The sequence below is a fragment of the Sandarakinorhabdus limnophila DSM 17366 genome (assembly GCF_945882885.1).
GTDB lineage: Bacteria > Pseudomonadota > Alphaproteobacteria > Sphingomonadales > Sphingomonadaceae > Sandarakinorhabdus > Sandarakinorhabdus limnophila_A.
The window spans coordinates 25,689-49,411 of sequence record NZ_CAMCWT010000014.1 but is presented as its reverse complement, the minus strand read 5'-3'; the positions used below and the strand labels follow the sequence as shown (position 1 = coordinate 49,411).

The following is a 23,723-nucleotide window of genomic DNA, read 5'->3' as shown; positions in this document are numbered from 1 at the left end:
GGAGCGGCCGAAGCCCGAACGGATGGACAGGTTGGCATCAGACGCCACCACGCCACCAACAACGGTGCCGTTGGTATAGTTGAGCGGGAAATCAACAACCGCCGTGATGTAGATGCCGGTGGTCGAGCCGGCGGCCATGGCGAAATCGGCGAAATCGAAGAAGGTCTGGGTGCCTTCACCGCCGCCGGCAACGCCGTTGATGGTGCTGATCAGAGTCCAGCCCGTCGGCCCGAGGTTGCCCACGACCGTTCCGGAACGGGTGTAAACTTCAACCGAGTGGCTGCCGGCATCAAGGCTGAGGGCGCCGCCGGTGACGGTGAGGGTCTGGCCGCCGGCGACCAGATCGAACATGATGCCGGCCTGGCCGTTGCCGGCCAGCAGCGGCGTCGACAGCGTGACGGCCGCGGCCGGTGCGGCGAAAGTGGCGACAAGGGCGGCAAGTGGCAGCAGGCGCGTGGTGATCATGATTAAATTCCCCAAATTGGCAGCGGCCCACCCCAATAGTAAGGCCGTTCGGGGATAGCGTTAACTGATTAACGTTAACAAATGGTTGAATCGAAAACCAAAAAAAAGGGCGCCCCGGCCGATGCCGGAGCGCCCCTTCCATTTCGGTGCTGTCGCAGGCGCGGGTTAGGCGGCCTTGGCTTCCAGCGCCGCCTTCACCTGGCCGATGATGGCGGTAAAGCTTTCCGGCTGGTTCATGGCCAGATCGGCCATCACCTTGCGATCGATCTGCAGGCCAACGATCTTCACGCCGTTCATGAACTGCGAGTAGGTCAGGCCTTCTTCACGCACGGCGGCGTTGATGCGCTGGATCCACAGGGCGCGGAAATTGCGCTTGTTTACCTTGCGATCGCGATAGGCATACTGGCCAGCCTTTTCCACCGCCTGCCGCGCGATGCGGATGGTGTTCTTGCGGCGGCCGTAAAAGCCCTTGGCGGCGTCGAGAATGCGCTTGTGCTTGGCGCGGGTGGTTACACCACGTTTGATACGCATCGGTGTCCTCCCTTACTTCAGGCCGTACGGCGCCCAGGCATGCACCCGGGCGGTATCGGACTTGGCGAGCACATCGGTGCCGCGATTCTGACGGATATATTTGGCGTTGTGGCTGATCAGGCGGTGGCGCTTGCCGGCCACGCCATGCTTCACCTTGCCGGTGGCGGTGATCTTGAAGCGCTTCTTGACCCCGCTCTTGGTCTTCATCTTGGGCATTTCGGTCTCCTTTTAAAGACGCATCAAAAACGGCCATGGCAGCCCTTCAGCCAGGCCGTTCGGTTCATGCGAAGGGCGCGCCATAGCTTGTTGGCCTGAGGCACGCAACCCTGCGGGCGGAATCTGCTTGCCGACTCGGATCTGTTCTTGTTACGTTCTGAGCGTTCCGCAGCAAAGGGAGCATGAACATGATTGGCTATGTAACCGTGGGCACCAATGATTTGGGTGTTGCTGCCCGATTCTATGATGCGATCGCCGCCGAGATGGGCGTGGGCCGAATGATGGAGTTCGACAATTTCATCGCCTGGGGCACGCCCGGCGGCGCGGCCGGTATCGCCGCGACGAAGCCGTTCGACGGCAATGCGGCCAGCGTCGGCAATGGCGTGATGGTGGCATTTGAAGCGAATGACCAGGCCCAGGTGGACCGGCTGTACGCCATCGCCCTGGCCCATGGCGGCACCGATGAAGGCCCACCCGGTCCGCGCGGCGATTCCGGCTTTTACGCCGGCTATTTCCGCGATCCGGACGGCAACAAGCTGAACGCGTTCGTGATGGGGTGAGCCGCGTTTCGGCGCGGCGCGTGATGGGCTAGGCTCTGCCCGGTGTTGCCGACAGGTTGGCCACCGCCACCCCGGTCAGCGCAAAGGCGCGTTCCCAGCGTTTCTCGATCGGCGTGTCCCACACGATCGTGGCGTCACCGGGGGCAAGGTGCCAGCCGTGCTGGCGCATTTCCATGTCGAGCTGGCCGGCGCCCCAACCGGCATAGCCCATCACCATGTGCCAGCGTTTTGGGCCATCACCGCGCGCGATTGCCTGCAGCACGTCGAGCGTGGAGGTGAAGGCCCAGGCATTGCCAACCCTGATCGTGCCGGCTGCAGAATAGTCCGCCTCGTGCAGCACGAAACCGTGGCCGGGTTCGACCGGGCCGCCTTCCAGCACCGGGGCATCGGGCACCACGCTGGTATCGATGTCGAGCTGGGCCAACAGCGCGTGCAGCCGCAGATCCGGGTGCGGCCGGTTGATCACTAGGCCCAGAGCGCCGCCTTCATCGTGCAGGCACATGGCGATTGCCGTGCGGTCAAACCGGTCATCGCCAATGCCGGGCATCGACAGCAGCAGCTGGCCAGAAAGAAAGGGCGGGGTTTCCACGCCCGCCACCATAGGCCGGCGCCGGACGCCCGACAATGTAGCAAGCACGCGCGCTGGGCTCGCAAGCACATACGCTGGACGTGTGAGGGGGCCAAGGCTAGGACAGCGGAGCAGTTTTGCGCTCCAACGGAGAAACCCCCATGACGATCAAGGTTGGTGATTCGATTCCGGCGATGACCCTTGTGAAGGCCACCGCCGATGGCCCGGCCCCGGTAACGACGGCCGAACTGTTCGGCGGCCGTTCCGTGGCGCTGTTCTCGGTGCCCGGCGCCTTCACCCCCACCTGCTCTGCCCGCCACCTGCCTGGCTATGTCGAACATGCCGAAACCTTTCTGCGCAATGGCGTCGATGAAGTCGTCTGCGTGTCGGTCAACGATGCCTTCGTGATGGCAGCCTGGGGCAAATCGGCCCACGCCGACGGCAAGGTGACGATGATTGCCGATGGCAATGGCGATTTTTCGAAGGCGCTGGGCCTCACCTTCGATGGCAGTGCCTATGGCATGGGCATCCGCGGCCAGCGCTTTTCGATGATCGTGCGTGACGGCAAGGTGGCCGAGCTCAACATCGAACCGCCCGGCGCGTTCGGTGTGTCGTCAGCCGAACATCTGCTTGGGCAATTGGCCTGAGCCTGAAGCCCGCCCCGCGCAGGAACGACCTTACCCGTCGCAATCTGCTGATTGCGGCGGTGGCCGGCACTGGCCTGGCCATCGGCTGGGCGGTGTGGCCGCGTGCGGCCCGGCTGAACTGGGCGGCGGGGCCGGACGAAACCCTGATCAATGCCTATCTGAAGATCGGCGCCGATGGCCGCATCACCGTGGCGGTGGCGCAGGCGGAGATGGGCCAGGGCATCTGGTCCGCACTCGCGCAGATCATCGCCGATGAACTGGGCGCCGATTGGCAGACGGTGGGTGTGGAGCCGGCGCCGCTGGGCCCGGATTATGCCAATCCCGGCCTGGCGCTGGGTGCCGCGGCCGGCCAATCGGAACCGATGCGCAGCCTGATCATGGGCGCCGGCCAGCGCGTCGCGCGTTTCCTTGATTTCCAGATCACCGGCGGTTCCAACAGCGTGCGCGCCTGGGAAATGCCGCTGCGCGCCGCCGGGGCGACAGCGCGCGAAATGCTGGTGAAGGCCGCCGCCCGGCGCTGGCAGGTGGATTGGACCGAGGTGGATACCGCCGGTGGGTTCGTGATCTACAAGGCCAACCGCCTGCCGTTCCACGATGTCATCGCCGATCTTGATCCCGACGATGCGCCGGAGGAGCCGACGCTGCGCACCGTTCGCAAGCTTGCCGGGCAGCCTGTGTTGCGGCTCGACATTCCGGCCAAGGTGGATGGATCGGCACGATTCGGCATCGATGTGCGGCTGCCCGGCATGGGCTTTGCCGCCATCGCGCAGGGGCCGCTGGGCGCCACGCCGGCGCCGCTTGGCAAGATTGCTCTGCCGCCGGGTGTGAAGTTGGTGGAAGTGGCCGACTTTGTCGCCTGCGTGGCCGACAATTGGTTTGCCGCGCACAAGGCGGTGACGGCGCTGCCGATCAAATGGCAGAAGGGTGAGGACCCGCCAGGCCCCTGGCAGATCGCGGCGGTGCGCGGTGCGCTGGCCGCGGATGGCAAGCCGTTCGGGCCGCAGGGCACGGTGGGCGAAGTGGTGCGCGACGAAGGCGATGTGGCGGCGGCGCTGCAGCGCGGCGTGCTCACGGCGCAATACAGCCTGCCCTTCCTTGCTCATGCCTGTCTGGAACCGATGACGGCCACCGCGCGCGTGGTGGATGATCGCGCCGAAATCTGGGCGCCCACGCAAAGCGCCAGCCTCGCTGCCCGTGCCGTGGCCCGTGCGCTCGATATCGGCAGCGACGATGTGGTGGTGCACCCAACGCTGATCGGCGGCGGTTTTGGCCGCAAGGTGGAAGGCGATGCCTGCGCCCAGGCTGCGCTGATCGCCCGCGCCGCAGGGCGCCCGGTGCAACTGATCTGGAGCCGCGAAGAGGATTTCGCCCACGACATGTTCCGCCCGGCCGTGGCGGCGCGCTTGCATGGCAAGGCGGCGCCCGGCGGCATCACCGGCTGGAACGCGGCGATTGCCGTGCCGGATGTTGGCGCGGCGTTCTCGGGGCGTAATATTGGCAGCATGATGGGCAGCCCTTCGGCCGGCGCCGGCGCCATCGAAGGCGCGGTGGAACTGCCCTATGCCATCCCCAATATCCGCGTTCAGCATTGCCTCGCTGATTGCGCCGCGCCGCTGGGGTTCTGGCGCAGCGTGGGCCACAGTTTCACCGGCTTCATTGTCGAATCGTTCGTGGATGAACTGGCGATCGCGGCTGCCGTTGATCCCGCCGCCTTCCGCCTTGCCATGCTGAAGGACAAGCCGCGCCACGCTGCCGTGTTGCAGGCGGTGCTGGAAATGGGCGGTCCGCTCGGCCGCGACGGCGGTGATGGCCCGACCGATCCGGCAGTGGGCCGCGGCATCGCGCTGGTGGAAAGTTTCGGCAGCATCGTCGCGCAGATTGCCGAGGTGGAAGCCATTCCCGGTCAGCGTCCGCGGGTGACACGCGTGTGGGCGGCGGTGGATTGCGGGCGGGTGATCAATCCCGATACGGTGGTGGCGCAGATCGAAAGCGGCATCATCTATGGCCTGTCTGCCGCGCTTTTTGGCCGCATCGATTTTGACGCCGGCAAGGTGGTGCAGACCAACTTTCACGACTATCCGCTTGTCACCATGGCTGTTTGTCCTGAAATCGAAACGCGCATCATCGCGTCTGATGCTGATCCCGGCGGCATTGGCGAGCCCGGCACGCCGCCGATCGCGCCGGCTGTCGCCAATGCGCTGTTTGCAGCGACAGCCAAGCGCTGGCGCAATCTGCCCTTCTTCGCCGCATGAGGAATTTTCTGTGACCGCGCCTCACGGCTTGCCGCCGCTGATCCTGCCGCCGGTCGCGCTGCCGGCCGATCACAAGCCGGTGAAAGCCGGACGGATCGGCGTGCTGCTGGTCAACCTCGGCTCGCCCGATGCACCTGATGTGCCGGCGGTGAAGCGCTTCCTGCGCGAGTTCCTGTCGGACAGCCGTGTGATCGAGATCCCGCAGATCCTGTGGCGGCCGATCCTCAACCTGCTGATATTGAACATCCGCCCGCGCACCACCGCGGCCAATTATGCCAAGGTGTGGATGGACGAAGGCTCCCCCATCACGGTGTATACCAAGCGCCAGGCCGCCGCGCTGCAGGTGCGGCTGGGAGCAGCCGTGCAGGTGGATTGGGCCATGCGTTACGGCACGCGCAGCATCGCCGAGCGGCTGGCGGCGCTGATGCAGTCCGGCTGCGATCGCATTCTGCTGGCGCCGATGTATCCGCAATATTCGGCGGCCACCAATGCCACGGTGGTGGATGATGCCGCCCGCGCGCTGATGGCCGTGCGCTGGCAGCCAACGCTGCGCACCATGGCGCCCTATTTCGACAATCCCGATCATATCGCCGCGCTGGCGCAATCGATCCGCGATGGTGTTGCCAAGCTGGATTTCGTGCCTGATCTGATCCTCACCAGTTTCCACGGCATGCCGCTGCGCACGTTGGAAGCGGGCGACCCCTATCATTGCCAGTGCATGAAAACCGGCCGTCTGCTGGGTGAAGCGCTGGGCATGAAGGTCAAGGTGACCTTCCAGTCGCGCTTTGGCCGTGCCGAATGGTTGAAGCCCTATACCGACGATACGCTGCTGAACTTGCCGAAGGATGGCGTGCAGAAAATCGCTGTCGTGTCCCCCGGCTTTGCCGCCGATTGCCTTGAAACGCTGGAAGAAGTGGCAATGGAAGGCCGCGACGAGTTCATCGAGGCCGGCGGCACGCATTTCGCCTATATCCCCTGCCTGAACGACAGCGACACCGGCATGGCCATGCTGGAAAACATTGTGCGCCGCGAACTGGCCGGGTGGCTGTAAAGCCCCATTGAACCGGCCGCCAATCCAGCCCAAGATGCTGGCCAAGCCTGCAAATTGAACAGGCGTCGGTTGGTGTCTTGGGAACGAAGGGATGGGCGGGATATGGCAAGGGTAGCAGTGGTTACGGGCGGCACGCGCGGCATTGGCGCGGCGATCAGCATTGCGCTGCGCGACCAGGGCTTCACGGTGGGGGCCAATTATGGCGGCAGCGACGACAAGGCGCGCGCTTTCACCGAAAAGACCGGCATCAAGAGCTACAAATGGAATGTTGCCGATCACGAGGCCTGCCTTCAGGGTTGCGCTGCCGTGGCGGCCGAGCTGGGCCCCATCGATGTGGTGGTGAACAATGCCGGCATCACCCGCGACGGCACGCTGATGAAGATGAGCTGGGACGCGTGGGACGAGGTGATCCGCGTCAATCTGGGCGGCTGTTTCAACATGGCCAAGGCAACGTTTGCCGGCATGAAGGAGCGCGGTTTCGGCCGGTTCGTGCAGATCGGTTCGATCAACGGCCAGGCCGGGCAATATGGCCAGGTCAATTATGCCGCGGCAAAATCCGGCATCCACGGCTTTACCAAGGCGCTGGCGCAGGAAGGTGCCAAGTTCGGCATCACCGCCAACGCGATTGCGCCGGGCTATATCGATACCGACATGGTCTCCGCGGTGCCGCCGGAGGCGCTGGCCAAGATCGTTGCCAAGATCCCGGTCGGCCGGTTGGGCCAGGCCAGCGAGATCGCGCGGGCCGTGGCGTTTCTGGTGAGCGAGGAGGCGGGGTTCATCACCGGCTCCACCATGTCGGTCAACGGCGGGCAGCACATGTATTGAGGCGCGGCGCCCACGTTTGCCTGTTTCTGGCACGTGGGCCGCGCACAGACGGGTGCAAGTGCGGCCGGGCGGGCGGCTGGCGCTCAGGCCAGCCGAACCGCTTTGACGTCAGTCGCGGGCTTTGCCTGCGGCGCCTGCCGTGAGTAGCCATGAGCCCGAAGAAATACAGCCTCACCATCCAGGGCCATTCGACCAGCCTGACGCTGGAGCCGGTCTTCTGGCAGGCGTTGAACGAGGCGGCAGCATTGGACGGCAAATCGCTGGCCGCACTCGTTGCCGAAATCGACGAAGCGCGCACCACCAATCTGTCGAGCGCGGTACGGGTCTGGCTGTTCGAACGGGCGATCGGTCGGCCCTGAGCTTCAGTCCTTCTTCGGCGGCAGCGGGAAGAAGCCCGACGTGCGGCGGATATAGTCTTCATAGCCCGGCCGGCGCTTTTTCAGGCTGTGTTCCAGCAACGGCGCGCCCGACCAGCGGGTGAGGGTGAAGCTGAGGAACAGCGGGCCCAATATGGTCCACCACGGCGCACCGGCGGCGAGGCCGACGATGAAGATGCCCCACCAGGCGGTGAAATCGCCGAAATAATTGGGGTGGCGGGTATAGCGCCACAGGCCTTTGTCCATCACCTGGCCCTTGCTGGCCGGATCGGCGCGGAAGGCTTCCAGCTGGGCGTCGCCGATGCTTTCAAAGGCGATGCCGAACAGCGCGATAGCAGCGCCGGCCACGCCCCACAGCGGCAGCGGCGCGCCGCCATCGGCCAGCACGCCGGCCTGGGCGGGCAGGGACACGCCCCACAGCAGTGGCCCCTGCATCCCGAATGCGCGGAACCAGGCCGCCTTGGCAAAGCTCATGCCCTGTTTCTCGATGGCGTGGCCCAGGATCTTCTCATAACGCGGATCGCGGCCCAGCCGGCGCCAGCGGGTGATGAGATGGGTGCCCAGCCGCAGCCCCCACAAGCCGACCAGCACGATCAGCGCCCAGCCAGCCGGCCCAGCCGGGCCGCCGTTCAGGATTGCCGCAACCGTCACGGCAAACACCATGCCATAGGCCCAGATGGCATCGATGAAGGACACATCGCGGATGGAAACGCTGTAGCGCCAGCAAAGGACCATCAGGCCAACGACAGCGGCGAGGGTAATACCAAGATTGATCAGCATGGGAGTTACTCAGGCAGCCTTGTCGATGGTGGAAGGTTCGGCGGATTGCACACTGGCGGCCATGATCGATTTCATTGCCTTGCCAGGATGCTTGGGGGTGGTGGAGCGGCAGAATTCCTCCACGCGCGCCATGTCGGCGGCATAATCGCCGGTCGGCATGAAGGCCAGAGCCAACCCGCCGGTTTTCTTGGCATAATCCATCATGCCCACGATCAGCGGCACCTGCGCGCCCACCGCGATATGATAGAAGCCGGTTTTCCACTGGCCCACCGATTTGCGCGTGCCTTCGGGCGCGATGGTGAGCAGAAAATCATCCCGCCGGTTGAATTCGTCGATCATCGACTGGACATAATTTCCGCCCTTTTCGCGGTTCACTTCCACCCCGCCCACTTCCCGCATGAAGCGGCCCAGCGGCCAGCGGAACAGCTGGCGTTTGGCCATGAAGCTGGTTTCAATGCCCAGATCGCGGGTGAGGCCGATATAATAGATGAAATCCCAGTTGGACGTGTGCGGCGCTGCGATGATCACCGCCTTGCGCGGGATTGGCCGGATGGCGACGGATTTCCAGCCCATGGCGAGATAGAAGCGCACGATCAGCCATTCCAGCACCCGCGACAGTCCGCTCTTCGTCTCGCCGTGCATGTTGCTCCCCCGGATTGGACAGCCGTTGACCCGGCTTGCCGCTCTTTTGCTGCATTGGCAGCGACACAGCATCGCGGATGGGGGGGGATGCTGTCAAATGGGGTGTCAATTTGGCGCCGCGCGGCTATGGCGGGCCCCATGATCAAGATGGTTGCCGCATATGGCCTTACACTTGTTGCCTTTGCCGCCATTGATGCGGTGTGGCTGATCAACATGGCGCCGCGCCTGTACAAGCCGGAAATCGGCGAAGTGATGATGGAGAATGGCTTCCGCCTCACACCGGCGATGATCTTTTATGCCATCTATATTGGCGGCATCGTCTATTTCGCCGTGTGGCCGGGACTGACCGAAGGCGTGGCCAAGGCGGCGCTGCAGGGCGCGGTGCTGGGGTTCATCTGCTATGCCACTTATGATCTCACCAACTATGCCACGCTGAAAGTGTGGAGCCTGAAGGTGACCGTGCTTGATCTGATGTGGGGCACGGTGCTGACCGGCGGCACGGCAGCGGCCGGCACGTGGCTCACTTCAAAGCTCTTCCCGGCCTAATCCACCCATTCGGCGCGGCGATAGCCCTGCGCCCGCAGCAGCACGGTGAGATCGCCGTGACGGACATGGGCCTGGGCAGCGGCAGCGGCCTTCGGCTTGGCCTGATAGGCGATGCCCAGCCCGCCGCCGGCCATCGCCGCCTGGATCATCGGAATGTCGTTGGCGCCGTCGCCCACCGCCAGCGCGGCGCTCATCGGCGTGCCGTCGGCTTCCAGCAGCGCCTTCTTGGCGGCGGCGTCGACGATGGGTTCAGGCACGGTGCCGGCCAGCACGTCGACATCACCATCCTTGGCGACATCCAGCCGGTTGGCCAGCACGCGGGCAAAGCCGATTTCCCGCGCCACCGGCACGGCAAACGGCATGAAGCCGCCCGACACCAGCAGCGAACGCGCGCCGTTGGCTGTCATTGTCTGCACCAACTGTCGCGCACCGGGGTTGAGGCGCACGCGCTCCTCGCGGCACTGGTCGAGCGTGGCGACAGGCAGGCCCTTCAGCAGCGCCACGCGGGCCTTCAGGGCGCCGGCAAAATCCAGCTCGCCGCGCATCGCGGCTTCGGTGATGGCGGCGACTTCGGCCTTGAGGCCGGCATAATCGGCCAGTTCATCGATGCATTCGCAGGCGATCATGGTTGAATCCATGTCAGCCACGATCAGCTTCTTGCGGCGCGGCGTGGCACCGGATTGCACCACCACGTCCACGGCAGGCAGGGCGTCTTCCAGCGCAGCGCGGATGTTGGGGGCATCGCCGCGAGCCAGGATGTCGTAGGCGTCGCCCGCCTCCAGCCAGCTTTGCGCCACGATTTCGGCGCCAATGCCGCGCACGACATCGCTTGCCGCAGAAGCGTCGCCGGGCGACAAGGCGCCTTCGGCAACCAGGGTGATGATGAGCGCGTCTGCCATTTCTCTCGATCCTGAACGGGTCACCGTCCTGACAGGGCCAACGGCCGGGGGCAAGTCTGGGCTGGCGCTTGAACTGGCGGCCCATGGTTGTGGTGCTGTGGGCGGCGTGATCATCAATGCCGATGCCAGCCAGCTGTATCGCGATCTGGCCATCGTTTCGGCACGGCCGACGGCGGCGGAGGAATCCGCCGTGCCCCATCGTCTCTATGGCGTTCTCGCCGGCGCTGATGTGTGCAGCGTGGCGCGCTGGGTGGAACTGGCCAAGGCCGAGATCGCCGCGGCGCGGGCCTCAGGCCGGGAGCCGATCATCGTCGGCGGCACTGGCATGTATCTCACAGCGCTGGTGCACGGCCTAGCACCGGTACCAGCGATTGACGAACAGGTGCGCGCCGCGGTGCGGGCGCTCGATACCGCCAGCGCGCGCGCCGCGCTGGAACGGGAAGACCCCGGTGCCGCCGCCCGGCTGATGCCTGCCGATCGGCAGCGCACCCTGCGCGCGCTGGAGGTGGTGCGGTCGAGTGGGCGCACACTGGCCGATTGGCAGCAGCGCCGTGACGGCGGCCTGGGGGTGGCAGCGGTGCAGGGCTTCATCGTCGATCGCCCGCGCGCCGAACTGAATGCACGGGCTGAGCGCCGGCTGGCAGCCATGTTGGCGGCGGGTGCGCGCGAAGAGGTGGCGGCGCTGCTGGCATTGGGGCTGCCCGCCGAGGTGCCTGTGGTGAAGGCATTGGCGGTGCCGCAACTGGCCGCGCATCTGGCCGGGCGCTGCAGCATCGACGAGGCGATGGCGCAGGCGCTCATCGTCACCCGCCAATATCAGAAGCGGCAGCAGACCTGGGCCCGCAACCAGTTCCCGGACTGGAGCCGCGTCTGCCCCGATTGAACGCGCTGCAACCACCGCCGGGCGCGCGCCGTAACTGGCTGCAACCAATAGTGGACATTTCGCCGCTATCAGGGTTCGCCATGTCATGTGACGGACATGTTGCGGTGCGATGAAGTGATTGCGCGTTGTTTTTGCGGTGGGGACAGTGTTGCTGAAGCGTGGGTTTTTCCTGGTGATGCTGATGATGCTGGCGCAGCCGGCGGCCGCAACCCAGATGGTGAACCTGGCAAACAGCGAGCGCGTGGCAGCGCCAGCAAGTTGCCCGGCCGAGGATCCCGCCTGTAAGACGGATGGTATCGCGGGGGCCCAAGCCGCCAGCGCCATGGAAAGCGGCGACACCGGGCCGATCATCGCCGGGCTGCTGGGCCTTGTGGTGCTGGGCGCCGTGTTTGGCCGCCGCAAGAACGGGTTGCCGGAAGTCGTCTCCTGATTGTCGGTTGCGTCTGGGACTGTCGGTAGACTTTACAGTTAACTAAACGTTTACCATTTAACTCCTTGATATTGAATGATTGAAGCTCTTGGCACGGTCGTTGCACTCGACTGGATCAACGTCGTCTTTCAGTGTGTGGCTGCACGCATTGATGGTCGCCGGATCATGATTTCCAGGAGCTTTTTTCAGATGCACTTCAAGGATCTTGCCATCACTGCGGTGGTACTGGCTGCGGCCTCGTTCGCTGCTCCCGCTGCAGCGGTGACCAACCTCATCAAGAACGGCAGTTTCGAAGCGGGTGCGGTTGGCACGGGCGGCTTTCTGCAGTGGACCAAGTCCAATGTGCCAAGCAACGCGCCGGCCAGCGTCATCAACTACAACAGCCTGGCGAGCTACCCCAATGGCGCGTTCGGCGAGAGCGTGTTTGCTGACAATAGTGTTTCGGCCAGCCCCGATGCGGTTGGCGGAAAGGCCGCTTATTTCGTTGGTGATTTGTCGGTCAACGAAACCATCTCGCAGCTCACCTATCTGCGTGTCGGTAACTACCGGCTGGGCTCCAGCTATTTCCTGACCGCCAACGGCCGCGCCAATCCGGGCAATTCCAGTTTCCGCGCCACGATCATTGGCGCCCCGGTTGCTGCCACCGCGATCATTTCGGGCGCGCCCGGCCGTGTCAGGCAGAATGTTTCGGGCGTTGGCCAGATCACGCAGGCCGGCTATTACACCACGGCCTTCGTGTTCAATTCGAACCTTGGCGGCGCATCAAAGGACATCGTGATCGATCGCGCTTTTGCGGTCCAGACCACCGATCCGGCAACCATCATCATTCCGCCGACGCCGACGGTTGTTCCCGAACCGTCGAGCTGGGCCCTGCTGCTGCTCGGCTTTGGCTTCGTCGGTTTGGCCGCGCGCCGTCGCAAGACCGTCGTTGCTGCCTGACTGCTGCCAGCGGACTGGCATTCCGGCACAGAAGATGGGGCATGGCGCACGCCGGGCCCGATTTTTTGTTTCAGAAGGCTCCAGACGCCGTCGATAATTCAAGAATTGCGTCAATTGGCATCCTTTCGTATTTTAATTACGCAAAAAGCGGTTGACCTGCCATTTTCCTTCCCATAACAGCATGCGGTCGCCGATCTGCGGCCGTTCTTACGTGGGATAGAGATCATGGGCACGGAAATGACCGGCGCCGACATTGTTGTGCAGGCCCTCACCGATCTGGGGGTAGAGGTGGTCTTTGGCTATCCCGGCGGCGCCGTGTTGCCGATTTATGATGCGCTGTTCCAGCAGAATCGCATCCGCCATATTCTCGTCCGCCATGAACAGGCCGCCGTGCATGCCGCTGAAGGCTATGCGCGCAGCAGCGGCAAGGTGGGCGTGGTGCTCGTCACCTCCGGCCCCGGCGCCACCAATGCCGTCACCGGCATCACCGATGCGCTGATGGATTCGATCCCGCTGGTGGTGCTCACCGGCCAGGTGCCGACGCATCTCATCGGCACCGATGCCTTCCAGGAATGCGACACGGTGGGCATCACGCGCCACTGTTCCAAGCATAATTATCTGGTGCAGGAGACAGCAAGGCTCGGCCCGGTTCTGCACGAGGCCTTCTATATCGCGCGCTCCGGTCGCCCCGGCCCGGTGGTGATCGATATCCCCAAGGACGTGCAGATCATGAAGGCCCGCTATACCAAGCCCGGCGTGATCAGCCACAAGACCTACAAGCCGCAGGTGAAGGGCGATCTCGCTGCCATCGAAGCCGCTGTGGACATGTTGGCGGCGGCCGAGCGGCCCATTCTTTATACCGGCGGCGGCGTCATCAATTCGGGGCCTGTGGCCAGCCAGTTGCTGCGTGAACTGGCCAAGGCGACCGGTGCGCCGGTCACCTCCACACTGATGGGGTTGGGCAGTGTGCCCGATGATCACCCGCAATTCCTTGGCATGCTGGGCATGCACGGCAGTTACGAAGCCAATATGGCAATGAACAAGTGCGACCTGATGCTGTGCCTGGGTGCGCGTTTTGACGATCGCGTGACGGGCCGGCTGGATGCGTTCAGCCCGACCAGCCGCAAGATCCATGTCGATATTGATCGTTCCAGCTTCAACAAGACGGTGCGGGTTGATCTGGCCATCCAGGGCGACGTTGGCAGCGTGATGGAAGACATGCTGAAAGTGTGGCGTGCGCGCGGGCACCGGGCGGCCGACCAAAAGGCATGGTGGGAACAGATCAAGGGCTGGCGCAGCCGCAACAGCTTTGGCTTTGAGCAGAAGGGCGAGGCCTTGCTGCCGCAGAAGGCGATCCAGCGGCTGTACGAGATGACCAAGGCCAGGAAGCCGATCATCTCCACCGAAGTTGGCCAGCACCAGATGTGGGCGGCGCAGCATTTCGGGTTCCATGAACCCAACAAGTGGCTGACCAGCGGCGGGCTTGGCACCATGGGTTATGGTCTGCCGGCCGCCATCGGTGCGCAACTGGCCTATCCGGGCGCACTGGTGATCGATATTGCCGGCGAAGCCAGCATCCAGATGAACATCCAGGAACTGGGCACGGCGACGCAATATCGCCTGCCGGTGAAGATATTCATCATTAACAATGAATATATGGGCATGGTCCGCCAGTGGCAGGAGTTGAACCACGGCGGCCGCTACAGTGAAAGCTATAGCGACAGCCTGCCGGACTTCGTGAAGCTGGCCGAAGCCTATGGCTGGAAGGGCATCACCATTGAAGGGCCGGATGATCTGGACGCTGGCATCCAGGACATGATCGATCACCCCGGCCCGGTGATGGTCGACTGCAGGGTGGCAAAACTCGCCAACTGCTTCCCGATGATCCCGTCGGGCGCGTCGCATACCGACATGATTCTTTCGGCCGCCGATGAGCGCGGCGAGGCCGATGATGATGCGAAGGCACTGGTCTGATGAAGCATCTTCCTTCCGAACGGCACACGCTGTCGATCATGGTTGATAACGAAGCCGGCGTGCTGGCCCGCATCGTTGGCCTGTTCTCGGCGCGTGGCTATAATATCGAGAGCCTGACGGTAGCCGATGTTTCGGATGATCATGCCGTCAGCCGGATCACTGTTGTCACCAACGGCCCGCCGCCGGTGATCGACCAGATCATGGCGCAACTCGATCGGCTGGTGCCGGTGCACAAGGTGGTGGACCTGACCGATTGGGGCCCGCACGTGGAGCGCGAGATGGCGTTGGTGAAGGTGGCCGGTACCGGTGACAAGCGTGTCGAGGCGCTGCGCCTTTCCGATATTTTCCGCGCCCGCCCGGTGGATACCAGCACGGCCAGCTTCGTGTTCGAAGTGTCGGGCTCATCTGAAAAGGTGAACCAGTTCATCGCCCTGATGCGGGAGGTTGGCCTTGTCGAGGTCGCCCGAACCGGGGTTGTGGCCATCGCCCGCGGGGCGGAGGCGGTTTAACGCCCACTCAATTTTCAAACTCACTTCAGGAAAGTCCTTCCCATGCGCGTTTATTATGATGCCGATGCTGATGTCGGCCTGATCAAGGGCAAGAAGATCGCCATCGTCGGTTATGGCAGCCAGGGCCATGCCCATGCCCAGAATCTGCGGGATTCCGGCGTTACCAATGTCGCCATCGCGCTGCGCGCCGGTTCGGCAACCGCCAAGAAGGCGGAAGGCGCCGGTTTCAAGGTGTTGAGCAACGCCGAAGCCGCGGCCTGGGCCGACGTGATCATGGTGCTGGCGCCCGATGAGCATCAGGCTGGCATCTATGCCGATGATCTGGCTCCCAATATGAAGCCCGGCGCGGCGCTGGCGTTCGCCCACGGCCTTAACGTGCATTTCGGCCTGATCGAGCCGCGCGCCGATATTGATGTGTTCATGATCGCGCCCAAGGGCCCCGGCCACACGGTGCGCAGCGAATATCAGAAGGGCGGCGGCGTGCCGTGCCTGATCGCCATCCACCAGGATGCCAGCGGCAACGCCCACGAAGTGGCGCTGAGCTATGCCTCAGCCATTGGCGGCGGCCGTTCCGGCGTGATCGAGACCACGTTCCGCGAAGAGTGCGAGACCGATCTGTTCGGCGAACAGGCCGTGCTTTGCGGCGGGCTTTCGCACCTGATCCAGGCCGGTTTCGAAACGCTGGTCGAGGCCGGCTATGCGCCGGAAATGGCCTATTTCGAGTGCCTGCACGAAGTCAAACTGATCGTGGACCTGATGTATGAAGGCGGCATCGCCAACATGCGTTATTCGATCAGCAACACCGCCGAATATGGTGACATCACCACCGGCCCGCGTATCATCACCGATGAAACCAAGGCCGAGATGAAGCGCGTGCTGGCCGATATCCAGGGCGGTCGCTTCGTGAAGAACTTCATCCTCGACAACCGCGCCGGCCAGCCGGAACTGAAGGCCGCCCGCAAGGCGGCGGCGGCCCACCCGATCGAGGAAACCGGCGCGCGGCTGCGGGCGATGATGCCGTGGATCGCCAAGAACCAGCTGGTGGACAAGGCGCGCAACTGAGCGACTGCGCAGGACAGAAAAAGGGGCCTGCCGGTGCACACCGGCAGGCCCCTTTTCATGTTGGCCTTGCTGTTCAGGCGGCGACTGTTGCCCGGCGACGGCGCCCGGCGGCACCAACCAGGCCAAAGCCGGCAATCAGCATCGCCCAGCTGGCCGGTTCCGGGATGGCCCCACTCACCGAGACATTGTCCACGCCTTGCGTGAAGAACAGCTGGTTATCGGCTTGGGCGAAACGGATTGCATAGGTGCCAGCGCCCAGATTGACGTTGAAGCTGTAGCTGGTCCACGGATTCGGATTGGCGCCGCCATCGGCCCCGCTGTAGAAGCTCTGGATCTGGCCGGCGGTGCTGAACGCCCCGGTGGCACCGGGGATCAGGTCAACCAACGCAAACTGCACTGGCATGTTGGCAAACGGATCAAGGCCGTTGCCGGAGAACACCTCGCCACCGTAATTGTTGGCGAAGTGATCGAACTTGACGGTTACGGTCTGTGCGCTGGCCAGCGTGAACGATTGGCGAATTTCGTAGGCGCCCGGGCCGCCTTGGCCCGTGAGATAGACGAAATTCCCGCCATTGGCATTCACGGTCGTGCTCTGACCCGAATTCGGCGCGTTCGATCCATTGGCGAAAACGCCGCTGGTGCCGTTGGATGACGGAGCGATGGTTTGCGTCCAGCCGGCAAGGCTGCCGCTTTCGAAGCCGCCATTGGTCAGCAGATTGGCCGCCATGGCCGGCATGGCGCACGCGCCGATGATCCCGGCGATAACAAGTTTGCGCAGCATCTTGCCCTCCTTGATCGACTGGGCGCCCTACATCCCCGCGAGTCGGGCAAAAACCAGCATCACCGAGATGGTGCCACAAACCAGATATGCCGATAGTTAAACTTTAATTATTGTTTTGTTAATATAAGTGGCTTAGATTCGCTCTTCCAGCAGCAACGCAGCCCTGACCCGCACACTGCGCAGCGCCAGTTGCACTGCCCACAGGAACAGCATCAGCCCGCCGGTGAGCAGCATGGTGGCGGCGATGAACATCAAGGCCACCACCACATCGAGCCGGCCGCCGACCAATTGTTCAAGGAACAGCAGCGCCACCACCAGGCACACCAGCAGGGCGGCCATGGTGCACAGCGCGATCGCCCAGTTGGCGGCGGCCATGCGTTTGGCCAGCACCGCCAGATCATCGATGGCGATGCGGCGCTTGTCGGCGGCAAAGCCGGCCGCATTGGCTTCAAGGTGGCGCGCCCGGTCCACCACCCGCGACAGGCGGTGAACCAGCACGTTGAGCAGCCCGGCGATGGCGGTGAGCAGGAACACCGGCGCTAGGGCGCTCTGGATGGCCGAACCGATATCGGCGGCGGAAAAAATCTGGTCCATGATGTCTTCATGCCCGCAATGGCCGCAAGAGCAAGGCGGCATCTTGCGCCCCATCTTGCACAGCGCCCCCGCTTCACGCTATGAACAGATGATGGCTTTTCAATCGGCCCTTCTTCGTCTGCGACTTACACGCCCTCGGGCGTGATGCTGGCTGCTGGGCATGTTCCCTCGGCTACGCGCCTTGAGGGGATGAACCTGAAACTTCAGATCACAGCGTTCAGACAGGCAGAGCCATGACCAATAATCGTATCCGCATCTTCGACACCACCTTGCGCGACGGGGAACAATCCCCCGGCTGCTCGATGAATCTCGAGGAAAAACTGAAAGTCGCAGCGCAATTGGAAGCGCTGGGCGTGGACATCATCGAAGCCGGTTTCGCCATCGCCAGCGAAGGCGATTTCGAAGCCGTGCAGGCCGTCGCCAACATGTGCGACACCGCCATCGTCGCCAGCCTGGCCCGCGCCGCCGCGCCCGATATTGAACGGGCCTGGGCGGCGCTGAAGGGCGCGCGCAACCCGCGCATCCACACCTTCATCGCCACCTCGCCGCTGCACATGAAGGTGAAGCTGAACAAGACGCCGGAAGAGGTACTCGAAGCCATCCGCTTCTCGGTCAGCCATGCCCGCAACCTGTGCGGCGATGTCGAATGGTCGGCCGAAGATGCGACGCGGTCAGATCCGGATTACCTGTGCCGGGCGGTGGAAACCGCGATCAATGCCGGTGCGACGACGATCAACCTGCCCGACACGGTGGGCTATGCGACGCCGGCCACCTATGGCGCCATGTTCCGCGATGTCATCACCCGAGTGCCCAATGCCGATCAGGCGATCTTTTCCACACACTGCCACAATGATCTGGGCCTGGCTGTTGCCAACACGCTGAGCGCCATCATGGCCGGTGCCCGGCAGGTGGAAGCCACGGTGAACGGCATCGGCGAACGAGCCGGTAATGCCGCTGTGGAAGAAATCGCCATGGCGCTGAAGGTGCGGCAGGACGTGATGCCCTATCAGACCGGCATCGTGAGCACCGAGATCACCCGCGCCAGCCGGCTGGTGAGCGGCGTCACCGGCATGCAGGTGCAGGCCAACAAGGCGATCGTAGGCGCCAACGCCTTCGCGCATGAAAGCGGCATCCACCAGGATGGCATGCTGAAGGATTCGTCCACCTACGAGATCATGACGCCGGACAGCGTGGGCCAGGGCGCCACCAACCTGGTGTTGGGCAAGCACAGCGGCCGCGCCGCCTTCCGGTCGAAACTGGCCGAAATGGGCTACGACCTGTCGGACAACGAGTTCGGCGATGCCTTCAAGCGCTTCAAGGATCTGGCCGACGCCAAGAAGCAGGTGTTCGACGAAGATATCGTCGCGCTGGTGGACGATGAAGTGCTGCGCGGGCACGACCGCATCCAGGTGGTCGAGGTCGAGGTTTATTGCGGTTCCAACGGGCCACAAAGGGCGATCCTGACGCTCAGCATCGACGGCGAGGAAGTGACGGCGGCAACGCGCGGCAACGGCCCGGTGGATGCGCTGTTCAACGCCATCCGCAAGCTGGTGCCGCATGATGATGCCGTGCTGAACCTCTATCAGGTGCACGCTGTCACCTCCGGGACCGACGCTCAGGCCGAAGTGAGCGTGGTGCTGGCCGAACATGGCCGCACCGTGCGCGGCACCGGCGCCCACACCGATACGCTGGTGGCAAGCGCCCGCGCCTATGTGAACGCGCTCAACAAGCTGATCGTGAAGCGCGGCAAGTCGGCGCTCAGCGCGGCGGGGTGAGCCGCCTCGTCGTCGTTTACAACGCCAACGCCGGGCTGCTGGCGGGCGCGATGGACAGCCTGCACAAGCTGTTCGCGCCCGCCAGCTATCCCTGCAAGCTGTGCGCGCTTACATATGGGCTGCTTAGCATGCGTGGCGAATGGCGGCGCTTTCTGGACGGGGTGGGGGTGGAAACGATCTTCCACCACCGCCCCGATTTCCGCACGGCATTTCCGGCCGCCGCCGATTGGCCCCTGCCGCTGATCGCGGTGGAACAGGATGGGCAATTGGACGCGCTGATCAGTGCCGAAGAGTTCGACGGAATCGCCGATCTGTCGCAGTTGATGGCAGAGGTCGCCCGGCGGTTGCCGGGCGCCGCCCGTTTGGCCTGAAGGCGGCGTTCAGGCGTCCTCGCGCGCCGGCACACTGGGCGGATGCTTCCATTTTTCCCCCTTGCCTTGGGCGGCAGCATATTGCTGACCGGCGAAGGCCCAGTTGGGCAACGCATCGAACCAGGCTTCCAGAAAGCCCTTCCGGTCTTCCTGATGATCCAGATAATAGGCGTGTTCCCACACATCGCAGACGATCAGTGGGGTGGACGCGGTTTCGCCGCGCCAGTCTTCGGCATCGTGGCTCACCGTGATGGCCAGGCCACCGCTGGCATCAGACACCAGCCACACCCAGCCTGATCCGAACTGTGCCACCCCGGCGGCCACGAACTCCGCTTTCAGTTCGGCCATTCCGCCCATCTGGGCCGTGACTGCCGCCGCCAGATCACCGGTGGGCGGTGCCGGCGTGTCGGTCGTGGCATCCCAGAAGAAACTGTGATTGCGGGCCTGGGCGGCATTGTTCAACAGCACGCGGTTGCGGGATTTGCCGGCCGCCGCGATCACCGCATCCAACGTGTCGGGCACGATTTCCACGTTCTCCAGCAGGGCGTTCAGCGCCTTCACATAGCCGCCGTGATGTTTTTCATGGTGATGGTGCAGCGTGCGCGCCGAGATCACAGGGGCCAGCGCATCATGGGGATAGGGCAGTGGGGGAAGAAGGAACATGGGTTTCAACTCCGGCCCCGCCCGCAAGTTGGGCGGGCGCTAACAAGGGAAACCCAAGGCTACGCGCTGGCCACGGCGTGCAGCAGCGCCGGAATCCACGCAGGGACTAGCTGTTACCGCAGAAACCCCTGCACCGCGGCTACCTGCTGATCTGTGGGCCATTGCGCGTCCACATGCATGGCTGGTTCGTCGGCGCCGGGTTCCTCCAGGATGGCGAACTGGCTCAGCGTCAAGCTGGCGGGCCAGAAATGGCCGGGGCGGGCCTGGGCGCGGGCGGTGGCCAGCTCCGGGGTGATGTGGATCAGCACATAGCGCACGGCAGGGTGAGCGGCGTAGAGCGTGTTGCGATAGGCGCGCTTGAGGGCCGATGCGCTGATCACGCCGCCGGCATCGCCCCATGCCGCCAGTTGCGCCGCGCAGGCGGCCAGCCAGGGCCCGCGGTCGGCATCGGTGAGCGGCTCACCGGCAGCCATCTTGGCCTTGTTGGCCTCGGGGTGCAGATCATCCCCGTCGCGAAAACGGAGGCCCAGCGCCTGGGCCAGTGCGGCGGCCAGCGTGGTCTTGCCGCAACCAGCGACACCACCGACAACAATCAGTGGCGCTGTCATTGCGGCGGCACGTCGGCGACCAGTTCGCGGGCCATGGCGCTGATCAATTGCTGGCGCTGGCGCTGGGCGCTGCGGTTCATCTGCATGGCATAAGGGCCCTTCAGAAAGGCACGATCCCATATGCTCAGCCCGGTTGGCCGTGTGCTGCCGTCAAAAAGGCTCAACACGCTGGGCACGCCCGGCGCATCGGGCGGCAAGCGCATCGGCGCCAGCATCACCAGCGCGATATAATCGGCCAGCGCTTCCAGCGACACGCCGGTGGCCAGGTTCACGTCAACCACCGCCACGCCGGCTTTGGCCCAGACCGACAGATTGGTATCGACAAGGCTGCTGTTCCAGCTGTTGGTGCCGATGGCATCGGGGCCAGCGGGCAGCACATTGCCCAGCGGCATCGCGTTGGAACTGGCACTTGCCAGCGCCCCGGAATCGACAGTCGCGGCACTGCCACCGGGGTCGGCCGGCGTTAGAACATGCCACCAGCGTACTGGCAGGGTCGCGCTATCCAGCTGTGAAAACAGCACGGGATCAAAGCGTGGCCGGGCTGAGCGCCGCTTGGCTTTGACCAAGCCCACCAGGCCGCGCGCATCATCGGTAAACGCCACGGTGAGGTTGGGCTTGCAGCCGGATTCTGCCGTTTTCAGCCCGGTTTCGGCGACTGCCGCCTTGATCCGCGCCAACACCAGCCCCGCCACCGCCGGATCGGGGATGCCGCGCACACTGGCACAGATCGGCCCCTGCCAGCGGGCATATTGGCCGTAATTGGGATTGGGCGGCAGCCCGGCGCGGGCATAGGCCGTGCTGGCAATGCGCGCCTGTTCGGGCGTGATCCGGCTGGCTTCCACGGTGATGCCCGCATCGGATTGCGGTGCAGGCTGGGCTGCGGCCAGCAGCAGGCCAAGCAGGGGAAGAAGGGGCATGAAACCCTTTTCCCACAGGCCAGAATCACTTGCAATCGCTGCCCCCTTCCGCCATAGGCCGCGCTTCGCCGTGCCGGGCCTGCCCTGCGCGACGATAGACGTCAGCCGGAGGGGCGTGGGCATTGGGCCCCGTCAACGATCGGCACGAGGAGAGAGAAATGCCGTTTTACGAGCATGTCTTCCTGGCGCGTCAGGACCTGACCACTGCGCAGGTTGAGACGCTGACGGAAGGCTTCACCAAGGTTCTTGTCGAAGGCAAGGGCCAGGTTGCAGGCAGCGAATATTGGGGCCTGCGCACGCTGGCCTATCGCATCGCCAAGAACCGCAAGGCCCATTATGTGATGCTCAACATCGACGCTCCGGCTTCCGCCGTGGCCGAAATGGAGCGCCAGGTTGGCCTGAACGAAGATATCATCCGTTCCATGACCATCCGTGTCGACGCGCTGTCGGCCGAACCGTCGGCGATGACCCGCCGCGGTGGTGACCGTGAAGGTGGCCGCGAAGGCGGTCGTGAAGGCCGTGGTGACCGTGAAGGTCGCGGCGATCGTGACGGCGGTGCCCCGCGTGGTGACCGCGGCGAACGCCCGCGCCGCGAACCGCGCGCTTAAGGGAGGGATCAGATGGGACGTCCGTTTTTCCGCCGCCGCAAGTCGTGCCCCTTCGCGGGTCCGAATGCCCCCGCCATCGATTACAAGGACGTGCGCCTGTTGCATGGCTTCGTTTCTGAACGTGGCAAGATCGTTCCGGCCCGCATCACTGCGGTTTCGGCCAAGAAGCAGCGCGAGCTGGCCAAGGCCATCAAGCGCGCCCGCCACCTGGGCCTGCTGCCCTACCTGGTGAAGTGAGGAGCCACGCACATGCATGTCATCCTGCTTGAACGCGTGGAAAAGCTCGGCACCATTGGCGATGTCGTCAATGTGAAGCCGGGTTTCGCCCGCAACTTCCTCCTGCCGCGCGGCAAGGCGCTGCGCGCCACGGAAGCCAACAAGGCCCGGTTTGAACAAGACCGCGCCCGCATCGAAGCCGACAACGCCAAGCGCCGCGATATCGCCCGCTCGGAATCGCGCGAGATCGAAGGCGCCAGCGTGGTGATGATCCGCGCTGCGTCGGGCACCGGCCAGCTTTACGGTTCGGTCGCTGCCCGCGATCTGGCCGAAGCGCTGACCAACGGTGGCCACAAGGCCAACAAGAACCAGATCGTGCTGGACAAGCCGATCAAGACCCTGGGCGTGCACGACGTGAAGGTCGCGCTGCACCCGGAAGTCGTGGTGCTGGTCAAGGTGAACATCGCTCGTTCGGCCGAAGAAGCCGAACTGCAGGCCAAGGGTGTGGACATTGCCGCCACTGCCGAGCGCGAGGAAGCGGGCTTCACCGAAGCCTTCGATCCGAACGCCGAACCCGGCACCCTGCCGATGGACGAAGAGCCGGCTGAAGAAGCCTGATCGTCCTGATGCACTGAAAAATGGGGTCGCAACTGCAAGGTTGCGGCCCCTTTTTCTTGCCCGCCAGCCCGCTTCCGCCTATGGAATCCGCCCATGACTGACACGCCTGAAACCGCCCCGGAAACGCCGGCTGAAGCGCCCATCACCGACAGCCCGCCGGACCGCCTGAGCGTGAACCCGCGCAGCGAGTTTCATGATTGGGATCTGCTGCGCCGCGGCGTTGGCATCCGCTACAATGGTGTCGAGCGCACCAATGTCGAGGAATATTGCATCTCCGAAGGCTGGATCCGCGTTGCCGCTGGCAAGAGCCTGGATCGCAAGGGCAACCCGCTCACCATCAAGCTGTCGGGCACGATCGAGGCCTGGTACAAGAGCTGAGCGCTTGCATGACCGGCCACTTCGGCGCGACAAGCAGC

At 64.1% G+C, this 23,723-nt stretch carries 31 protein-coding genes; 19 read left to right on the top strand and 12 right to left on the bottom strand.

Annotated elements, in window-relative coordinates; genetic code table 11:
- The 3 genes from Q7O19_RS04910 to rpmI form a co-directional block, all read right to left on the bottom strand.
- On the bottom strand, positions 1-465 hold a 465-nt coding region (locus tag Q7O19_RS04910), incomplete at its 3' end, for a hypothetical protein (RefSeq protein WP_303809032.1).
- Between the two features lie 165 nt (positions 466-630).
- Entirely contained in the window at positions 631-996 is a 366-nt protein-coding gene (gene rplT / locus Q7O19_RS04905; protein ID WP_022679287.1) for a 50S ribosomal protein L20, read from the bottom strand.
- A gap of 12 nt (positions 997-1,008) precedes the next feature.
- Positions 1,009-1,212 carry a 50S ribosomal protein L35 gene (gene rpmI / locus Q7O19_RS04900; protein ID WP_017666847.1) on the bottom strand — a complete coding sequence of 68 codons (204 nt, stop codon included), beginning with the start codon at positions 1,210-1,212 and terminating at the stop codon, positions 1,009-1,011.
- A 188-nt stretch (positions 1,213-1,400) separates the two neighbouring features.
- Here rpmI and Q7O19_RS04895 point away from each other — a divergent pair, with 188 nt between their 5' ends.
- Positions 1,401-1,772 (top strand): VOC family protein, encoded by a 372-nt coding sequence (locus tag Q7O19_RS04895; protein ID WP_303809031.1) that lies wholly within the window; start codon positions 1,401-1,403, stop codon positions 1,770-1,772.
- Between the two features lie 28 nt (positions 1,773-1,800).
- On the opposite strand, the gene Q7O19_RS04890 is transcribed toward Q7O19_RS04895, so the two are convergent.
- Positions 1,801-2,361 carry a YqgE/AlgH family protein gene (locus Q7O19_RS04890; RefSeq protein WP_303809030.1) on the bottom strand — a complete coding sequence of 187 codons (561 nt, stop codon included), beginning with the start codon at positions 2,359-2,361 and terminating at the stop codon, positions 1,801-1,803.
- 140 nt (positions 2,362-2,501) lie between these two features.
- On the opposite strand from Q7O19_RS04890, the gene Q7O19_RS04885 reads away from it, so the two are divergent.
- The 5 genes from Q7O19_RS04885 (at position 2,502) to Q7O19_RS04865 (ending at position 7,474) form a co-directional block, all read left to right on the top strand.
- Positions 2,502-2,987, top strand: a complete 486-nt coding sequence (locus tag Q7O19_RS04885; RefSeq protein ID WP_303809029.1) for a peroxiredoxin — start codon at positions 2,502-2,504, stop codon at positions 2,985-2,987.
- A gap of 59 nt (positions 2,988-3,046) precedes the next feature.
- Positions 3,047-5,239: a xanthine dehydrogenase family protein molybdopterin-binding subunit gene (locus tag Q7O19_RS04880; protein ID WP_303809028.1), complete on the top strand. Its 2,193-nt coding sequence runs from the start codon at positions 3,047-3,049 to the stop codon at positions 5,237-5,239.
- Between the two features lie 10 nt (positions 5,240-5,249).
- Complete coding sequence (gene hemH / locus Q7O19_RS04875) at positions 5,250-6,290, top strand: ferrochelatase (protein ID WP_303809027.1); 1,041 nt, start codon at positions 5,250-5,252, stop codon at positions 6,288-6,290.
- Between the two features lie 102 nt (positions 6,291-6,392).
- Positions 6,393-7,115: an acetoacetyl-CoA reductase gene (gene phbB / locus Q7O19_RS04870; RefSeq protein ID WP_303809026.1), complete on the top strand. Its 723-nt coding sequence runs from the start codon at positions 6,393-6,395 to the stop codon at positions 7,113-7,115.
- 149 nt (positions 7,116-7,264) lie between these two features.
- Positions 7,265-7,474: a ribbon-helix-helix domain-containing protein gene (locus tag Q7O19_RS04865; RefSeq protein WP_273435356.1), complete on the top strand. Its 210-nt coding sequence runs from the start codon at positions 7,265-7,267 to the stop codon at positions 7,472-7,474.
- A gap of 3 nt (positions 7,475-7,477) precedes the next feature.
- Here the strand turns inward: Q7O19_RS04865 and Q7O19_RS04860 are convergent, their stop codons facing one another.
- Together Q7O19_RS04860 and Q7O19_RS04855 are read right to left on the bottom strand one after the other, a co-directional pair.
- Positions 7,478-8,272, bottom strand: a complete 795-nt coding sequence (locus Q7O19_RS04860) for a DUF1295 domain-containing protein (protein ID WP_303809024.1) — start codon at positions 8,270-8,272, stop codon at positions 7,478-7,480.
- 9 nt (positions 8,273-8,281) lie between these two features.
- Complete coding sequence (locus Q7O19_RS04855; RefSeq protein ID WP_303809023.1) at positions 8,282-8,914, bottom strand: lysophospholipid acyltransferase family protein; 633 nt, start codon at positions 8,912-8,914, stop codon at positions 8,282-8,284.
- A 138-nt stretch (positions 8,915-9,052) separates the two neighbouring features.
- On the opposite strand from Q7O19_RS04855, the gene Q7O19_RS04850 reads away from it, so the two are divergent.
- Positions 9,053-9,460 (top strand): DUF2177 family protein, encoded by a 408-nt coding sequence (locus Q7O19_RS04850; protein ID WP_303809021.1) that lies wholly within the window; start codon positions 9,053-9,055, stop codon positions 9,458-9,460.
- Here Q7O19_RS04850 and serB read toward each other — a convergent pair.
- Complete coding sequence (serB, locus tag Q7O19_RS04845) at positions 9,457-10,359, bottom strand: phosphoserine phosphatase SerB (protein WP_303785144.1); 903 nt, start codon at positions 10,357-10,359, stop codon at positions 9,457-9,459. The two genes, Q7O19_RS04850 and serB, sit on opposite strands and share 4 nt — an antisense overlap.
- Between serB and miaA the strand changes: the two genes are divergently transcribed.
- The 6 genes from miaA to ilvC all read left to right on the top strand — a co-directional run bounded on the left by miaA (position 10,343) and on the right by ilvC (position 16,156).
- Positions 10,343-11,242, top strand: a complete 900-nt coding sequence (miaA, locus tag Q7O19_RS04840; RefSeq protein WP_303809037.1) for a tRNA (adenosine(37)-N6)-dimethylallyltransferase MiaA — start codon at positions 10,343-10,345, stop codon at positions 11,240-11,242. The genes serB and miaA overlap by 17 nt on opposite strands.
- 145 nt (positions 11,243-11,387) lie before the next feature.
- Complete coding sequence (locus Q7O19_RS04835; protein ID WP_303809020.1) at positions 11,388-11,672, top strand: hypothetical protein; 285 nt, start codon at positions 11,388-11,390, stop codon at positions 11,670-11,672.
- Between the two features lie 75 nt (positions 11,673-11,747).
- Positions 11,748-12,611 carry a PEPxxWA-CTERM sorting domain-containing protein gene (locus Q7O19_RS04830; protein ID WP_303809019.1) on the top strand — a complete coding sequence of 288 codons (864 nt, stop codon included), beginning with the start codon at positions 11,748-11,750 and terminating at the stop codon, positions 12,609-12,611.
- Between the two features lie 225 nt (positions 12,612-12,836).
- Entirely contained in the window at positions 12,837-14,585 is a 1,749-nt protein-coding gene (locus Q7O19_RS04825) for an acetolactate synthase 3 large subunit (protein ID WP_303809017.1), read from the top strand.
- Positions 14,585-15,094 carry an acetolactate synthase small subunit gene (gene ilvN / locus Q7O19_RS04820; RefSeq protein ID WP_303809015.1) on the top strand — a complete coding sequence of 170 codons (510 nt, stop codon included), beginning with the start codon at positions 14,585-14,587 and terminating at the stop codon, positions 15,092-15,094. The genes Q7O19_RS04825 and ilvN overlap by 1 nt, the downstream gene beginning before the upstream one ends.
- Before the next feature lie 42 nt (positions 15,095-15,136).
- The gene (ilvC, locus tag Q7O19_RS04815; protein WP_303809013.1) at positions 15,137-16,156 is read left to right on the top strand and encodes a ketol-acid reductoisomerase; all 1,020 of its coding nucleotides are present in this window, start codon (positions 15,137-15,139) and stop codon (positions 16,154-16,156) included.
- A gap of 73 nt (positions 16,157-16,229) precedes the next feature.
- Here the strand turns inward: ilvC and Q7O19_RS04810 are convergent, their stop codons facing one another.
- A complete protein-coding gene (locus tag Q7O19_RS04810; protein ID WP_303809012.1) occupies positions 16,230-16,937 on the bottom strand; it encodes a PEPxxWA-CTERM sorting domain-containing protein in 708 nt (235 codons plus the stop codon).
- Between the two features lie 132 nt (positions 16,938-17,069).
- Positions 17,070-17,531 (bottom strand): DUF2721 domain-containing protein, encoded by a 462-nt coding sequence (locus Q7O19_RS04805; protein ID WP_303809011.1) that lies wholly within the window; start codon positions 17,529-17,531, stop codon positions 17,070-17,072.
- Between the two features lie 233 nt (positions 17,532-17,764).
- Between Q7O19_RS04805 and Q7O19_RS04800 the strand changes: the two genes are divergently transcribed.
- Positions 17,765-19,306, top strand: coding sequence for a 2-isopropylmalate synthase (locus Q7O19_RS04800; RefSeq protein WP_303809009.1), 1,542 nt, complete (start codon positions 17,765-17,767; stop codon positions 19,304-19,306).
- Complete coding sequence (locus tag Q7O19_RS04795) at positions 19,303-19,677, top strand: hypothetical protein (protein ID WP_303809007.1); 375 nt, start codon at positions 19,303-19,305, stop codon at positions 19,675-19,677. The genes Q7O19_RS04800 and Q7O19_RS04795 overlap by 4 nt, the downstream gene beginning before the upstream one ends.
- A 9-nt stretch (positions 19,678-19,686) precedes the next feature.
- Here the strand turns inward: Q7O19_RS04795 and Q7O19_RS04790 are convergent, their stop codons facing one another.
- The 3 genes from Q7O19_RS04790 to Q7O19_RS04780 form a co-directional block, all read right to left on the bottom strand.
- Complete coding sequence (locus Q7O19_RS04790; RefSeq protein WP_303809006.1) at positions 19,687-20,340, bottom strand: superoxide dismutase; 654 nt, start codon at positions 20,338-20,340, stop codon at positions 19,687-19,689.
- 113 nt (positions 20,341-20,453) lie between these two features.
- Entirely contained in the window at positions 20,454-20,948 is a 495-nt protein-coding gene (locus Q7O19_RS04785; protein WP_303783805.1) for a gluconokinase, read from the bottom strand.
- Positions 20,945-21,865, bottom strand: coding sequence for a hypothetical protein (locus tag Q7O19_RS04780; RefSeq protein WP_303809005.1), 921 nt, complete (start codon positions 21,863-21,865; stop codon positions 20,945-20,947). The genes Q7O19_RS04785 and Q7O19_RS04780 overlap by 4 nt, the downstream gene beginning before the upstream one ends.
- 158 nt (positions 21,866-22,023) lie before the next feature.
- Here Q7O19_RS04780 and rpsF point away from each other — a divergent pair, with 158 nt between their 5' ends.
- The 4 genes from rpsF to Q7O19_RS04760 all read left to right on the top strand — a co-directional run bounded on the left by rpsF (position 22,024) and on the right by Q7O19_RS04760 (position 23,685).
- On the top strand, positions 22,024-22,473 hold the full coding sequence (gene rpsF, locus Q7O19_RS04775) for a 30S ribosomal protein S6 (protein ID WP_273462478.1): 450 nt from the start codon (positions 22,024-22,026) through the stop codon (positions 22,471-22,473).
- Positions 22,474-22,485: 12 nt separating this feature from the next.
- On the top strand, positions 22,486-22,710 hold the full coding sequence (gene rpsR / locus Q7O19_RS04770) for a 30S ribosomal protein S18 (protein WP_303809003.1): 225 nt from the start codon (positions 22,486-22,488) through the stop codon (positions 22,708-22,710).
- 12 nt (positions 22,711-22,722) lie between these two features.
- Positions 22,723-23,307, top strand: coding sequence for a 50S ribosomal protein L9 (rplI, locus tag Q7O19_RS04765; protein ID WP_022679263.1), 585 nt, complete (start codon positions 22,723-22,725; stop codon positions 23,305-23,307).
- A gap of 93 nt (positions 23,308-23,400) precedes the next feature.
- On the top strand, positions 23,401-23,685 hold the full coding sequence (locus Q7O19_RS04760) for a DUF3297 family protein (RefSeq protein ID WP_022679262.1): 285 nt from the start codon (positions 23,401-23,403) through the stop codon (positions 23,683-23,685).
- Positions 23,686-23,723: the final 38 nt, after the last annotated feature.

Coding starts and splice junctions, on each gene's coding strand:
- ilvN (WP_303809015.1), top strand. CDS start 14,585: ATGAAGCATCTTCCTTCCGAACGGCACACGCTGTCGATCATGGTTGAT.
- Q7O19_RS04805 (WP_303809011.1), bottom strand. CDS start 17,531: ATGGACCAGATTTTTTCCGCCGCCGATATCGGTTCGGCCATCCAGAGC.
- Q7O19_RS04885 (WP_303809029.1), top strand. CDS start 2,502: ATGACGATCAAGGTTGGTGATTCGATTCCGGCGATGACCCTTGTGAAG.
- Q7O19_RS04830 (WP_303809019.1), top strand. CDS start 11,748: ATGATTGAAGCTCTTGGCACGGTCGTTGCACTCGACTGGATCAACGTC.
- rplT (WP_022679287.1), bottom strand. CDS start 996: ATGCGTATCAAACGTGGTGTAACCACCCGCGCCAAGCACAAGCGCATT.
- ilvC (WP_303809013.1), top strand. CDS start 15,137: ATGCGCGTTTATTATGATGCCGATGCTGATGTCGGCCTGATCAAGGGC.
- Q7O19_RS04855 (WP_303809023.1), bottom strand. CDS start 8,914: ATGCACGGCGAGACGAAGAGCGGACTGTCGCGGGTGCTGGAATGGCTG.
- rplI (WP_022679263.1), top strand. CDS start 22,723: ATGCATGTCATCCTGCTTGAACGCGTGGAAAAGCTCGGCACCATTGGC.
- miaA (WP_303809037.1), top strand. CDS start 10,343: ATGAGCGCGTCTGCCATTTCTCTCGATCCTGAACGGGTCACCGTCCTG.
- serB (WP_303785144.1), bottom strand. CDS start 10,359: ATGGCAGACGCGCTCATCATCACCCTGGTTGCCGAAGGCGCCTTGTCG.
- Q7O19_RS04810 (WP_303809012.1), bottom strand. CDS start 16,937: ATGCTGCGCAAACTTGTTATCGCCGGGATCATCGGCGCGTGCGCCATG.
- Q7O19_RS04785 (WP_303783805.1), bottom strand. CDS start 20,948: ATGACAGCGCCACTGATTGTTGTCGGTGGTGTCGCTGGTTGCGGCAAG.
- Q7O19_RS04790 (WP_303809006.1), bottom strand. CDS start 20,340: ATGTTCCTTCTTCCCCCACTGCCCTATCCCCATGATGCGCTGGCCCCT.
- rpsR (WP_303809003.1), top strand. CDS start 22,486: ATGGGACGTCCGTTTTTCCGCCGCCGCAAGTCGTGCCCCTTCGCGGGT.
- rpmI (WP_017666847.1), bottom strand. CDS start 1,212: ATGCCCAAGATGAAGACCAAGAGCGGGGTCAAGAAGCGCTTCAAGATC.
- Q7O19_RS04760 (WP_022679262.1), top strand. CDS start 23,401: ATGACTGACACGCCTGAAACCGCCCCGGAAACGCCGGCTGAAGCGCCC.
- Q7O19_RS04895 (WP_303809031.1), top strand. CDS start 1,401: ATGATTGGCTATGTAACCGTGGGCACCAATGATTTGGGTGTTGCTGCC.
- Q7O19_RS04850 (WP_303809021.1), top strand. CDS start 9,053: ATGATCAAGATGGTTGCCGCATATGGCCTTACACTTGTTGCCTTTGCC.
- Q7O19_RS04865 (WP_273435356.1), top strand. CDS start 7,265: ATGAGCCCGAAGAAATACAGCCTCACCATCCAGGGCCATTCGACCAGC.
- Q7O19_RS04825 (WP_303809017.1), top strand. CDS start 12,837: ATGGGCACGGAAATGACCGGCGCCGACATTGTTGTGCAGGCCCTCACC.
- phbB (WP_303809026.1), top strand. CDS start 6,393: ATGGCAAGGGTAGCAGTGGTTACGGGCGGCACGCGCGGCATTGGCGCG.
- Q7O19_RS04800 (WP_303809009.1), top strand. CDS start 17,765: ATGACCAATAATCGTATCCGCATCTTCGACACCACCTTGCGCGACGGG.
- Q7O19_RS04860 (WP_303809024.1), bottom strand. CDS start 8,272: ATGCTGATCAATCTTGGTATTACCCTCGCCGCTGTCGTTGGCCTGATG.
- rpsF (WP_273462478.1), top strand. CDS start 22,024: ATGCCGTTTTACGAGCATGTCTTCCTGGCGCGTCAGGACCTGACCACT.
- Q7O19_RS04780 (WP_303809005.1), bottom strand. CDS start 21,865: ATGCCCCTTCTTCCCCTGCTTGGCCTGCTGCTGGCCGCAGCCCAGCCT.